Annotated in this window: 10 protein-coding genes; 1 reads left to right on the plus strand and 9 read right to left on the minus strand. The window is 42.3% G+C overall.

Translation table 11 applies throughout. The annotated features are described in order from the left end of the window. Together ALE3EI_RS02390 and ALE3EI_RS02395 are read right to left on the minus strand one after the other, a co-directional pair. Positions 1–1152: an efflux RND transporter periplasmic adaptor subunit gene (locus ALE3EI_RS02390; protein ID WP_186990466.1), complete on the minus strand. Its 1152-nt coding sequence runs from the start codon at positions 1150–1152 to the stop codon at positions 1–3. An 84-nt stretch (positions 1153–1236) separates the two neighbouring features. Then, complete coding sequence (locus ALE3EI_RS02395) at positions 1237–3156, minus strand: ABC-F family ATP-binding cassette domain-containing protein (RefSeq protein ID WP_186990469.1); 1920 nt, start codon at positions 3154–3156, stop codon at positions 1237–1239. A 58-nt stretch (positions 3157–3214) separates the two neighbouring features. Here ALE3EI_RS02395 and ALE3EI_RS02400 point away from each other — a divergent pair, with 58 nt between their 5' ends. After that, positions 3215–3601, plus strand: coding sequence for a DUF983 domain-containing protein (locus tag ALE3EI_RS02400; protein WP_186990470.1), 387 nt, complete (start codon positions 3215–3217; stop codon positions 3599–3601). A gap of 17 nt (positions 3602–3618) precedes the next feature. Here ALE3EI_RS02400 and ALE3EI_RS02405 read toward each other — a convergent pair whose 3' ends face one another. The 7 genes from ALE3EI_RS02405 to topA all read right to left on the minus strand — a co-directional run bounded on the left by ALE3EI_RS02405 (position 3619) and on the right by topA (position 13166). Beyond that, a complete protein-coding gene (locus tag ALE3EI_RS02405) occupies positions 3619–4659 on the minus strand; it encodes an NAD(P)/FAD-dependent oxidoreductase (protein WP_186990472.1) in 1041 nt (346 codons plus the stop codon). A 102-nt stretch (positions 4660–4761) separates the two neighbouring features. Continuing rightward, on the minus strand, positions 4762–5664 hold the full coding sequence (gene porN / locus ALE3EI_RS02410) for a type IX secretion system ring subunit PorN/GldN (RefSeq protein ID WP_186990475.1): 903 nt from the start codon (positions 5662–5664) through the stop codon (positions 4762–4764). 18 nt (positions 5665–5682) lie between these two features. Beyond that, the gene (porM, locus tag ALE3EI_RS02415; RefSeq protein ID WP_186990477.1) at positions 5683–7257 is read right to left on the minus strand and encodes a type IX secretion system motor protein PorM/GldM; all 1575 of its coding nucleotides are present in this window, start codon (positions 7255–7257) and stop codon (positions 5683–5685) included. Between the two features lie 47 nt (positions 7258–7304). Beyond that, positions 7305–7949: a type IX secretion system motor protein PorL/GldL gene (porL, locus tag ALE3EI_RS02420; protein ID WP_186990479.1), complete on the minus strand. Its 645-nt coding sequence runs from the start codon at positions 7947–7949 to the stop codon at positions 7305–7307. Between the two features lie 69 nt (positions 7950–8018). Then, positions 8019–9392 carry a T9SS ring complex lipoprotein PorK/GldK gene (gene porK, locus ALE3EI_RS02425; RefSeq protein ID WP_186990481.1) on the minus strand — a complete coding sequence of 458 codons (1374 nt, stop codon included), beginning with the start codon at positions 9390–9392 and terminating at the stop codon, positions 8019–8021. Positions 9393–9507: 115 nt separating this feature from the next. Beyond that, positions 9508–10671 carry a formimidoylglutamase gene (locus ALE3EI_RS02430; RefSeq protein ID WP_317172975.1) on the minus strand — a complete coding sequence of 388 codons (1164 nt, stop codon included), beginning with the start codon at positions 10669–10671 and terminating at the stop codon, positions 9508–9510. Beyond that, positions 10671–13166, minus strand: a complete 2496-nt coding sequence (gene topA, locus ALE3EI_RS02435; protein WP_186990483.1) for a type I DNA topoisomerase — start codon at positions 13164–13166, stop codon at positions 10671–10673. The genes ALE3EI_RS02430 and topA overlap by 1 nt, the downstream gene beginning before the upstream one ends. Positions 13167–13266: the final 100 nt, after the last annotated feature.

The raw sequence follows: 13266 nt of genomic DNA on the forward strand, positions 1-13266 counted from the left end.
CTATTCGGTCGTTTTTAGAGTGGAATCTGCTTGTTGGGTCGTGCTCTCATTACCTATTTTAACGAGCATACCGGCATAGGCGCCCGGAACGGTGCGGGACAGTATCTCGGTACCATCGGGTACTCCTTTTAGCACTACCTCTTCTGAGGAAAAATATACCGGATCTACCGTCATTACTTCAAGTATACTGTCTTTCACAATGAAGATCTCCCGCTCGTCGACCAACAATTTTCTGGCTATTTTAATGGCATTAGGCTCCTCGCGGGCTTCCAGCATGGCTTCCATATACATCCCCTCCTTAAGATCATCTCCCTGTACTTCGACAAAAACTTTGATAGTTTGTGTGGTCTGATCGATCCTGCCGTTTATACGGCTAACTGTCCCTGTGTAGGTCTTGCTTCCTTCTAAAGCGGTAAGCGACACTTTTTCTCCTTCTTTTAGCAGATCACTGAAATTCTTGGCGATGCCTAATTCCACTTCATAGACAGAAGTATCTATAAATTCACCTAATTTTTGTCCGGAACGGATCAAGGTACCTCGGGTCACCAGAGCTTCGGTAAGCACTCCGTTAAACGGAGCCGTGATACTGTATTTTCCAAGACGTTGTTCCAGATTTTTTACGCTGTAGTATGAAGAAAAAACTCCGCGGCCGGTGATAAAATATTTTTCCTTTTCGGAAGTGATCTCCGGTAATGCAGGTGTAGATTGATCGATGTTGAAGTTGTTTAGATAGCGCTCCCACTTCGGAAAAGCTTCAGGGTAATCCAATCGCAAATCGGGCATTAGTGAAGTGATGAGATTGACAAAATCGCTTTTTGCGGCCTGAACCGACGCGTAATATTCCGAAGAATTGATCCGCAGTAGGGTTTCGCCCCTGTTATAAGTCTGTCCGGCCTTAAAATCACGGGAACTGTATTGGAAGATTCCCTGTACTTCTGAATACAATTCAAGGCGATTCTTCGCCACCAGATTGCCATTTGCCGGGATGATGATAGGGATCGTTGTATTGGTAACCACCTCGGTATAGACCGTTTTTATAATTTTTTCGGCAGGCGGTCGAGTTTGCGTATTGCTGTCAATAATAGCGTTGGCGGCAAAAATAGCGGCAACAATAAGGATCGCTCCTATGGCAAAGAGTAGGATATTTCGCATTTGGTTGTAATTACTGTAGTTAAGACTTTCAAAAATAAGAAGCGTCTAATCGGGAGTAGTTAAAAGTTTCTTAAATAAATTAATTTAGTCCTTAATTCGCTCCAATTTCACTGATACGTCTTCCCATTCTTCCATAAGGGCATTCAGCTGGTCTTTCTTGGCCTGATAACTGTCAAAAAAGTTAGGCTGTGCAATGGTTTGGTCGTAATTCACGGCGAGTTCCACATCAATTTCCTTGATCTCCCGTTCCAGTTTATTGATGCCGGCTTCAATTTTGCTGAGCTTATTCTGAAAGGATTTTAGTTTTTTCTGATTCTCATAAGACTGTTTGCCACCGGTTTCATTGGGTTTTTCCTTTTTTTCTGAAACCGAACGTTTTTCGGCTTCCCTTAAATTCTGAAGGTTTCGCTGCTCAAGGAAATACTCGATATCACCCAAATATTCTTTGATCTTATGGTCCTTAAATTCGTATACCTTCGTACTCAATCCCTGAAGAAAATCCCTATCGTGAGACACCAGGATCAAAGTTCCTTCAAAATTCTTCAATGCTTCCTTCAATACATTCTTCGATTTTATATCGAGGTGGTTGGTAGGCTCATCCATGACAAGCACGTTGAACGGCTGTAGTAAAAGTTTTGCCAGCGCCAGACGGTTTCGCTCTCCCCCGCTCAACACCCGCACATATTTTTCAACTTCGTCTCCCCTGAATAAAAATGCACCCAATATATCCCGCACCTTGCTGCGGTTCTTTTCGTTAGCGGCGTCGATCATCGTATCCAAAACGGTTTTTGTACCATCAAGATGGTCGGCCTGATTCTGAGCAAAATATGCGATTTGTACGTTATGTCCCAACTTGAGTTTTCCCCCGTGCGCTATCTCACCCACAATGATCTTTGCCAGCGTGGATTTCCCCTGACCGTTTTGCCCAACGAAAGCCGTTTTGCTATCCCGTTCTATCATGAGATTAATGTCGCGCAGCACCTCTTTATCGCCGTAACTCTTAGAAACAGCTTCTGCTTCAATAACCACCTTTCCGGGGGTAACCGAGACCGGGAAATTTAAGGTCATTACGCTATTATCATCTTCATCAACCTCGATCCGGTCTATTTTGTCGAGTTTCTTGATGAGTGATTGCGCCATAGTGGCTTTACTCGCTTTAGCCCGAAATTTTTCAATGAGTTTTTCGGTCTGTTCGATCTGTTTTTGCTGATTCTTCTGAGAGGCCAGCTGCTGCTCCCGCATTTCGTTGCGAAGTACCAGATATTTTGTGTAGGGTTTGTTGTAGTCGTAGATCTTTCCTAGGGAGATCTCAATGGTACGGTTGGTAACGGTATCGAGAAACATCTTATCGTGAGAAACCACGACGACCACGCCCGGATAATTTTTCAGAAAATCTTCCAGCCACAGTATCGATTCGATATCCAGGTGGTTGGTAGGCTCATCCAACAGCAATATGTCATTATTCTGAAGTAAGAGCTTTGCAAGTTCTATTCGCATACGCCAACCTCCGGAAAAGGTTTCGGTTAATTTATTGAAATCCTCACGCTGAAACCCCAGCCCCTGCAGTATGCGTTCGGTCTCGCCTTGATAATTATATCCGCCGTGAATTTCATACTGATGCTGAATCTCATTGAGATCCACCATTAATTGATGGTAGCTGTCACTTTCGTAATCGGTACGCTCTGCCAGCTGTGTATTGATCTTTTCCAGCTTTTTTTCCAATGATTTGATCACGGTAAAAGCTTCATAGGATTCCTCCAACACCGTTCTTCCTTTGGTAAAATCGATATCCTGCTTGAGAAATCCTATAGAAATCTCCTTATCGGTCGCAATTTGTCCCTCGTCGTATTCCTGTTCCCCTGAAATAATACGAAGTAAGGTCGATTTTCCTGCGCCGTTCTTTCCAACGAGCCCAACCCGATCTCCCGGCATTAACTGGAAGGTAATTTTTTCAAAGAGGTAATCCCCCTGAAAGGAAACCGATAAGTTGTGAATGTTTAACATGAAATCCCTTAAAATTTTTGCAAAGATGCTTAATTTTGTACTCCTATAAAAACCTGCGATGAATTTCTTGAAAGGCACTAAACTTTACAGCATATTTACCGGAAAATGCCCTGTGTGTCATGAAGGTAATATGTATGTGAAGCGCAACCCCTACCTGCTTACAGAAACCTTAAAAATGCACGAGCGCTGTTCTCACTGCAATACTAAATTTAAAATTGAACCTTCGTTCTTCTATGGGGCCATGTATGTAAGCTATGCCGTAGGTGTGGCGATCGCAGTAGCGGCATTTGTGATCTCATTTTTAATACTGGGAATGGAACGTACGGCCACCTTCTTCTTTATCGTGGGTACATTGGTGCTCTTATTACCTGTAATTTTGAGACTGTCGCGAAATATCTGGATCAATTTCTTTTTAAAGTTCGACAGGAATAAAGTTACCGACTAAGCGTTTAGCCTTAACTCCTATAAAAATCTTTTTAAGTTTACTTCAACGGGTAATTCTGCGCCTTCCTCCAGATGTTTGTACAAGTGTTCTGCCAGCAAGGGTGCCATCATTAAACCTCGTGCTCCCAAACCATTTAAAAAAGCAATATCGGGAGTAGTGACAGTTCCTAGCAAGGGACGGCGATCTTTGGTTGTGGGTCGTATGCCCGACATCTGATCCACAACTGTAAACTCACAATTAAGCAGCTTCTTTAAGTGGATCTCTATTAGTTTCCTCGCCTCTTCCGAGTTACGTTCCGAAATATCGTCGCGATTAAAAGTTGCTCCCACCTTGTACTCATCCCTTCCCTGCGGAATGACAAACATAGCTCCCTTTACAATATCCTCAAGCTTAAGTTGAGGTGCTTGTATGGTAATGTATTCTCCTTTGTTCGGAATAATGAGGTGTTTTGGAAAGAGCGGATTACGCAATGCTGAAAAGCCTTCTGCAAATACGATTTTTCTGGCCGAAAAATGCTTGTAACGTATACCATTCCCCGCTTCGATGAGTTGCGAATGATCCAATTCTTCAGCTATAAGCTGTTGGGTCTTCAAAAGAAAATCGGCATACCGCCGAAGCATTTGCGAGGTTTGTAGTCTATACCCAGCGTTTACTCTTCCGAGGCCAAAAGGGGCATTAAGATTGCTGTTTTTATTTGAAATGATCTCAGAAGAAATAAACGGAGCTAATTGATGTCTATCGCCGGCGATGGTCCAGTCGTTCTGTTCTTCCACAGAATTAAACACTCTCAAGATCGGGGTTTGATCTATTATTTTAAGGTCCAGCAATTGCGAAAGGTGTTTATAAAAGGGCTGGGCTGCGCTTAAAAATTCATCAGCCTGCCACACCGGAGTAAATCGCTTTAGCACTACCGGATTGATCACCCCCCCGGAAACTGCAGTAGCAGGATTCATTGCGGCATCAATAACTACAAACTTCTTATGGTGTCGACGTAGTTGCTCACAGAAGGAGAGTCCGCCAATTCCTAAACCTACCACGATGTAATCCAGTTGCTGCACGATGTAAAGATATAAAGAACCTTTGTGGCGGGATCTTAGGGATTAAAGAAAAAACCCTCTTGCGTTACACAAGAGGGTTTTTGATACGATCAGTAGTAGAATTTAGTAATTCCACATATCTATTTCAATATTTCGTATTTGTTCTCTTATACGATCAGATTCCAGGAGCTGCATCAAGGCATTGTCGTTGATGTAGTCACTAACTTCACGGTCGCCTTGTACATTGTCCTCCTTATAAACCACAGCGTGGAATCGACGCGAATTTAAGAGGTGATCAAATGAAATGGGTTGCGACGTATTTCTACGGTTAAACGCTTTAGCTTCATGAAGCGCCTTACGTGCTCCCGGGAACCATACCCAGAACAACTCAACTTTACTGTCGATTGGATCATCAGGGAAGGCCTTAGAGCGCGCTTCGTTCGCTACCGGGCAAATACCTAACAATCGGTATTTTAATTCGCCCTGACGCTTGTCAAGATACCAGATACCTCTAATTCGCCATTCTTCAACATCACCTGCATCCAAATTGAATTTACGAATGTATTGAGGATCTACGGTTCCTTCTGCATTTAATTGCTCAATACCAAGGTCGGTAGTATCACTGTACACCAAAGAAGCTTCAAGGTCGCCCAAGGTACGCTTTTCAGTAAAATAAGAATCGGCGTATACGTGTTCGATCTTTCCGTCCTTAATGGCCTTAACAAGCACATCGTATAAAGAACGTCTTTCGGAACCAATGTTGTTGGTATCAATAGGATAGTACAACGGGAAGTTTACACGTTCGTCAAGATCGATGATCTCCCAAAGTGTTCTTGACCAAAGTACATCACGCTCGTCGGTATAGCCGTATGGTAACGGCTCATCATTATCGTAGGCAATTTGCGCTTCCGTCTTTTTGCCTATCTCATCAGGTGCTTTGGCATTGAGGATGTTGAGTTGTGCGTTAGCCGCAAACCCGGTCATCAACAGACCAAAAACACTTAAAACAACATTTCTATACGTCATAAAAAACAAATTTATATTCTAGTTTGTAAGCTCAATAATTACGGGAGCGGTCTTTTTCAAGACTACCGAACTACCCTGAACTTTTGCATTGATATCAAAGATTTGAACTGCATCTCCTCTTTTGGCTCTACGCAATGCGCCTTTAGCTGCAGAATCCAATCGGGTTCCACTTACGATTACCGTAGGCTGTCCGGAAACTTTAAAGCTAAATCCGGTTACATTAAGATTTACGTCGAAATCGAAGTCGGGTAAAACCGCCGATACTGTCGAGATCTCAAGTCCCTGACGTTGCATACGTACGATCCCTGTTTCTCCACGGATAGCTCCTACCGGTGGTGGGATATCCTTGATACGGAATACCGCCGGAGTACTTATTCTTTGCCCATCTGGCAAAGTACCACTAGCCGTGATTGTAACCTCACGACCCGATCCAGGACGCATTACATATTTACTACCAGAAACTTTACTTAAACCGGCAGCTGATGCATTTACGTTATTATCAGGAATACCAGGGATAGAAACCGTCATTGGGTTGTCTACACCACGGTAAACCACATTCATTTTGTCTGCAGATATAACTGCTGAGTTTGGTTTTGAAATCGTTGCGAATCCTGTTTTTACAGGTACTTCAACTTTTTCACCGCCTTCACCATATACCAGAGTTCCTTCAATTTTATGATCTCCCGGGCTACCAGCGCCAATATTCAGTACAACTCTACCGCCTTGAACACTGTATTGTCCTTCGGTAAGTGGTCGGCCGTCTAAGGTTAGATTTACTTCCTGCGGCACAGTACTGGCATCGGTTCGACCCAGTAAAATGGCTCCGTTAAAAGTTTCACCGGCGTAATAAGCCGATTTTTCAACATCCATTATCGTAGAATAGTTACTAAATGAAAGGGCCGCAGCTTGTTGACCGGATAACATCTTTGACAAAAGTTCACTTTTTGTATTCTTAACATCGGCTTGAAGCTGTGTAAGCTTAGTAAGTGATGCGATCAATGGAAAACCTTCGTAGTTATAATTCAACCATTCAATTTCCTTACCGTCTCTGTTGGTTTCCTTTTCGGTTGAAAAGTTACTTTCAAGAGATTTTTTGATCTCTTCCACCCCTGCTACTTTCTTGGCCACAGCAGTATCAGAAAGAATCGCAATCATATTGGTTCGGTACTCGTTCATCTTATCGATGAATTCTTGTCCTTCAGCTTTATACTTATCTCCAGTAAAGAATAACCGATCGAAGTGATCTGGTTTGTCCATTACTTCATAATCTGTTGGATCCTTAAGATCTTTAATGGCGTTACTTTTCAAAGTAGTCAAGTACGAGTCCAATTCATTGGATACCGTTTCAATTTCCTGTGCCTTAGCGTAGACTGCCGCATACTGAGCAGGCTCATCGGATGCCTTTGTACTAAGACCATCCATAAAAGCCATATTACGTGCTTCGGTCTCAGCGTTTGCCGTTGCTATTTTGTCGTTTAGAAGTCCGAAGGCCGATAAAACCTCCTTGGACATATTTAATGCAAGCATCGCGATGAAAACCAGATACATCAGGTTAATCATCTTCTGCCTTGGTGATAAACTTCCTTTAGCCATGTTCTTTTAGTTTAGTTTAGTTAATAAAAGTGTCTAATGGAAATTTATTAATTTCTATTGGTCATTGCGGAAAGCATACCTCCGTAAACTCCGTTAAGAGAAGACAGGTTGGTAGCCAAGTGCTCCATTTGTTGTTTCAATTGTTCTGCGTTTTCAGCAACACGCTCGTTAACTTCTGTCTGACGGCTTGTTGATTCAACCTGTACTTTGTATAAGCTGTTCAATGATTCCATTTGAGCAGCGGCCAAGGCCATTTCTTCGCTATACTTCTTCGTAGAGCTCATTGCTTCAGCAGTTGGTTGCATACCTTTAGCGGCACCTTCAAAAGAACGGATACTCTCACCTAAGCTGGACATCAATTCAGAATCGATTCTTGCATCCTTCAACATTTCATCCAATTTCTTAGACAATAATCCTTCGGCATCCTGTGGTTGCTTTTTCTTGTCACCTGCCATACCTCCGGCCAATTCAGGGTAAACAAGAGACCAGTCTAAATCGTCTTCAACAGGTTCGAAAGCAGAGATAGCAAAAATGATCGCCTCAGTAATAAGACCAATTGCCAAAAGCAATCCACCGTTTAAGGGACCTAATTCCCAGTGAAGGATCTTAAATAAAGCTCCTAAAATTACGATAGACGCCCCAAGGCCGTAGGCCATATTAAATAATTTCTTTGATGATCTTGATTGTGCCATAATACAATAGTTTTTAGTTAAGTTAAGTAAGTTTTAAGGTTTTGATTTATTTAGTTCTGAAAATCGTTCTTATCGAGCGTCTCCAAGTTTTTCATTTAATACAACGTCTGTACCCATGTAATCCTGAACAGTTCTGAAACCGATATAGCTCCGTGCAGAATCTGCATATTCATAGTCACGTGTGCTTACCTGCAGGAAGTATGCTACATCCTTCCAGGATCCACCACGAACAACTTTACGCATATTGGTATCGTCGTTCACGTTAGGGTTCATTGTTGAAGTATACTCATAAGCTGCAGCATCATAAGATGAAGCTACCCATTCGCTCACGTTACCAGCCATGTTGTAGAGGTTATAGTCATTTGGCTCGTAGGCATCGGCTTCTACAGTGTATAAAGCCTGATCTGCTGCATAATCACCACGTAGGGGTTTAAAGTTTGCCAGAAAACAACCACGGTCGTTCTTAGCATAAGGCCCTCCCCACGGGAATGTAGCAGATTCCAGTCCGCCACGCGCTGCATATTCCCATTCTGCTTCACCGGGAAGACGGAAAGAGTTTACATGGTTACGGTTTCTGGATTTTTGATATGCATTCTTATATAAGGTTCTCCAGGCGCAAAACGCTTTCGCCTGCTTCCAGTTCACTCCTACTACCGGATAATCCCCATAAGCCTCGTGCCAGAAGTAATCGTTGTGCATAGGCTCATTGTAAGAATAGTTGAAATCTTTTATCCAAACTGTAGTATCGGGATAGATATTTACTTCTTCTTTTTTTATAAAATCCTTTCTTCTTTTGCTTTTATCTCGTGCTGCCGACTGGATATCCATATAGGTGTACTGGAATTTCAGTTTTTCAACATCGATGGTACGCTGCCCGTTGTAGGCTTCTTCAGCCGGAATGTACATGGTATCCATCACTTCAGAATAATACTCATCCGGATATTCAGAAGTATCCCATATTAGATCTATATCCCGGTTGATCTTTCTACCGGCATAATAATCCTCTCCCATTCCATAATAGTTATCGTAATTATACTGCTCCCAGGCAGTCATTTCTTCATTTTCCTGATCTACAAAAGCAAATTCTCCAATTCCTCCGTCTCCGGGAGTTGCCCCAACCTCATCGGCTAGAATAGCCAGTTTTAGTCGAACCGTCGAATCGCGAACCCAATTCACAAATTGTCTGTACTCGGCATTGGTAATTTCAGTTTCGTCCATGTAGAAGGAACGAACCGTTACTGTTTTTGTTGGCGCGTCATTAACCGCTACAAAATCATCGTCAGATTTACCCATGATGAACGAACCACCAGGGATAAGTGTCATACCATAAGGTTTTTGTGGATACCATTTTTTACCTTTTGCTCCAACCAGTTCTCCTCTGTCTCCGGAGTTACAACTGAATAAAAAGGCAACAATCGCAGTGAATGCAATAAACTTCTTCATAGGTATTTAGGTTAAATTTTCGAGATTCAAGGGCGTAAACCTATTTATAAAATTTTAAAAAAACAACAATTTTCTTAAAAAACCCTTAAACCTTAGTTTTACTTAGTTTGTTTGGTCACACTTCATTCTTTCGGCGGGCTTTATACCACCTCTCAGGAATTTCCTGATTTGTTGCACCCAAATATTCGCCATAAGTGCAAGGTAATAACGTTCTTCTTTTTAATTTATTATTAACATTTGAAATAAAAGGCAATTCTATCCACCACCTGCCCGTTTTATTGCTTTTCTTAAAAACAAGCACCTCTTCGTCAACAGGTACCTTATACGTGGTGTAATGCGATTCATTATCAAAATCCTCATCGGCCACTCTAAAATTCACCCCTTCTACAAAATACCATAGAATTTGTGCTATTAGCATGGCAGCACTTTCTGCAGATGTATAATCTTTCAATTCGTAGATCCCAAAGGAGCTCACGCGGTTACTTATTCCTGCATAGCGTGCTATCGCACAAATCTCCCGGCCGTCAAAGCCGTTGGGACTTGCACTATTTTTATAACTTAATTCTGAGCTTTTTATTGCAGCAACATCCAAAGCGACTATATCTGCATTCCGCATAATAGGCTCTACCAGCGTTATATCGGTAGTTAATTCGCCCAAACGATAGGCATCAAAATATAATTTATCCATCAACGCGATCTCCTGAGGCGGATTAAAATAGGATTGATACCCCAACGCTGAATAATTAAATAGGTTGTATGGCTTGTCTACGATGATCTTCCCTACATAGGATGCATTCGAGATCTCCTTTTCGGCATCGCCAAGATCGAAATTGCGATCGATGTTCACCAGATTTACCATGGATCCATTATCGTCATACGACCGGTACTGCGCATATAAGAGGTCCTGACTCCCTCCAAGCACCAATGGGATAATTCTTTTTGCATGCAGCGCTGCAAGCACAGTTTTCACCGCAAAATAGGTGTCTTCAACCGTTTCGCCTTTTTCAATATCACCAAGATCCACTATGGAATGATTCCAGTTTCCGGGGAAGAGCGCATAAAATGTCTTTCTGAAAGCATCAAAAGACAAACTTTCACCCATAAAATTGATATCATTACGGTTTTCTTTAATTCCAAGCAGGGCAAATTTTGCATTCCCAATGTCGGGAAGGTCTCCGGCTGTTTTATGAATCTTTATTTGCTTTCCCAATACACCGGGCGGCAATACCTCCCTGTGGGCGATAACTGATTTAGAGACAGGAGAGAGAAATTCTATCATTATTTTTTCTTGGTAGTTGTCTTCTTACGGGTTGTCTTCTTTTTAGGAGCCTTTTTCTCGAGTAACGCCTGTGCCTCCTCCAATGTGATCTTATCTGCCTTGGTTGATTTTGGCAATTCTACCTTGGTTTTACCTTTTATAAGGTTAAATCGACCCCATCGCGCCTTCTCAAGCCTTATCCCTTCTTCCGGCCATTCGTTGATGAGCTTATCGATCTCTTTTTGCTTCTTGGCTTCTATAAGTTCTTCAATGTCTGCCTCGGAAAGATTATCGAAGTCGTATTTCTTGTTCACGTTAATGAACATATTATTCCATTTTATAAAAGGACCAAATCTACCTTTCCCTTTCTGAACCGGCAATCCTTCATACATATATATAGGTGCATCGGCCTTTTTCTTTTCTTCGATCAGCTCTTTCGCCATAGCCATATCCACATCTAACGGGTCCACTCCCTTTGGCAACGAAATAAACTTCTTCCCAAGTCGAACGTAGGGACCAAAGCGACCATTATTCACCTCAACCTCTTCTCCGTCGTATACACCCAGAGTCTTGGGAAGTTTAAACAGGTCCATTACCTCCTCAAAAGTAACCAGATGTAATTGCTGGTCGGGGCGCAGACTGGCAAATTTTTTATCTTCATCTTCCGGATCACCTATTTGAGCCATAGGACCGTATTTTCCTAATCTTACCAAAATGGGTTTACCGGTTTCGGGATCCTCACCTAAAATTCGTTCGCCGCTTTCGCGATCTGCATTTTCCTGAACATCTTCAACACGGGGATGAAATTTTCCGTAGAAATCCTTCATCATTTTTGTCCATTCTTCTTTTCCTTCTGCTATATCATCAAAATCCTCTTCTACCTTCGCCGTAAAATTGTAATCGAGTATGTTTCCGAAGTGATCTACCAGAAAATCATTCACGATCATCCCAATATCGGTTGGAACCATTTTCCCTTTATCACTACCTACGGTTTCGGTAAGGGTTTTCTCTTTTACAGCATCGTTTTCAAGTGTTAGCTGAAGATAGTTTCGCTCCACGCCTTCTACCGTTCCCTTTTCCACGTAATTCCGATTAATGATGGTAGAAATAGTAGGAGCATATGTAGACGGACGCCCAATACCCAGTTCCTCCAGTTGCTTTACCAAAGATGCTTCGGTATAGCGGTAAGGCGGACGTGTAAAGCGTTGTGTTGCGGTTACGTAATTATTCTCTAAAGCATCTCCCTTAGAAAGATTCGGTAACATTCCTTCCTGCTCTTCTTCTTCAAAATCGGTACCTTCCAGATATACTTTCAGGAATCCGTCGAACTTTATCATTTCACCATTCGCCACAAAATTCTCATTAACTTGTTCCGAAGAGGTAATTCCAATCTTCACATTGGTCCGTTCCAGTTTGGCATCGCTCATTTGAGAAGCAATGGTGCGCTTCCATATAAGATCGTACAGTCTGGCTTGATCGTAATCTCCTTCTATGGTATGCAACGACATATCTGTTGGCCTGATGGCTTCGTGAGCTTCCTGAGCTCCTTTCGATTTGCCTTTGAAATTTCGTGGCTGACTGTAATTACTGCCATAGGACGATTCTATTTCTTTCTGAGCAGCAGCCTTTGCGTCGTTGGACAAGTTTACGCTATCGGTTCTCATATACGTAATGCTACCGGCTTCGTAAAGCTTTTGAGCGATGGTCATTGTCTTTCCTACTGAAAAATATAATTTCCTGGAAGCTTCCTGTTGTAAGGTCGACGTGGTAAACGGAGGTGCCGGAGATTTTTTAGCGGGTTTTTTAGCCAGCTCTGAAACTGAATAGGACGCATTGAGGTTTTTTTGTAAAAAGTCGCGGGCTTCTTGTTCGGTTTCAAAATTCTTAGGAAGTTTCGCTTTGAATTTGCTTCCTTCCAATGTGGTGAATTCGGCATCAATTCTATACGATCCTACAGGAGTAAACGCTTCGATCTCTCGTTCGCGCTCCACGATAAGTCTAACAGCAACCGACTGTACACGTCCGGCAGAGAGTCCGCCTTTAACCTTTCGCCATAAAACAGGAGAGAGCTCATAACCTACCAACCTGTCTAATACACGACGTGCCTGCTGGGCGTTTACGAGATTATAGTCTATCTTTCTTGGGTTCTCAATGGCTTTTAAAATAGCAGATTTTGTAATCTCATGGAAAACGATGCGTTTGGTCTTTTCATCCTTAAGGTCCAATGTTTCGGCAAGATGCCAGGCGATAGCCTCTCCTTCTCTATCCTCATCACTGGCTAGCCATACCATATCGGCTTTCTTTGCCAAAGACTTCAGTTCTTTTACCAGGCTTTTCTTATCACTGGGCACAATATATTTAGGTGTAAAATCTCCTTCAGTATCCACACCCAGTTCTTTGGATGGGAGATCGGCGATGTGACCAAAACTGGAAGTAACTTTATAATCTTTGCCGAGAAACTTCTCTATGGTCTTTGCCTTCGCGGGGGACTCTACGATCACTAAATTCTTAGCCATATTTTATTTTGTTTGGGCTACAAAAGTATGTGTTTTTTTTAATTCACCGCTTGAGCGACTTAATTTAGGCTTTCATTAACACGCGTTTTTTTATAATTGA

Origin of the sequence: Constantimarinum furrinae (assembly GCF_014295415.1) — a bacterium.
Classification (GTDB): domain Bacteria; phylum Bacteroidota; class Bacteroidia; order Flavobacteriales; family Flavobacteriaceae; genus Constantimarinum; species Constantimarinum furrinae.

Bases quoted from the DNA above. Each gene is read 5' to 3' on its own strand.
- ALE3EI_RS02390 (WP_186990466.1), bottom strand. From the start codon at position 1,152: ATGCGAAATATCCTACTCTTTGCCATAGGAGCGATCCTTATTGTTGCC.
- ALE3EI_RS02395 (WP_186990469.1), bottom strand. From the start codon at position 3,156: ATGTTAAACATTCACAACTTATCGGTTTCCTTTCAGGGGGATTACCTC.
- ALE3EI_RS02400 (WP_186990470.1), top strand. From the start codon at position 3,215: ATGAATTTCTTGAAAGGCACTAAACTTTACAGCATATTTACCGGAAAA.
- porN (WP_186990475.1), bottom strand. From the start codon at position 5,664: ATGACGTATAGAAATGTTGTTTTAAGTGTTTTTGGTCTGTTGATGACC.
- porM (WP_186990477.1), bottom strand. From the start codon at position 7,257: ATGGCTAAAGGAAGTTTATCACCAAGGCAGAAGATGATTAACCTGATG.
- porL (WP_186990479.1), bottom strand. From the start codon at position 7,949: ATGGCACAATCAAGATCATCAAAGAAATTATTTAATATGGCCTACGGC.
- porK (WP_186990481.1), bottom strand. From the start codon at position 9,392: ATGAAGAAGTTTATTGCATTCACTGCGATTGTTGCCTTTTTATTCAGT.
- ALE3EI_RS02430 (WP_317172975.1), bottom strand. From the start codon at position 10,671: ATGATAGAATTTCTCTCTCCTGTCTCTAAATCAGTTATCGCCCACAGG.
- topA (WP_186990483.1), bottom strand. From the start codon at position 13,166: ATGGCTAAGAATTTAGTGATCGTAGAGTCCCCCGCGAAGGCAAAGACC.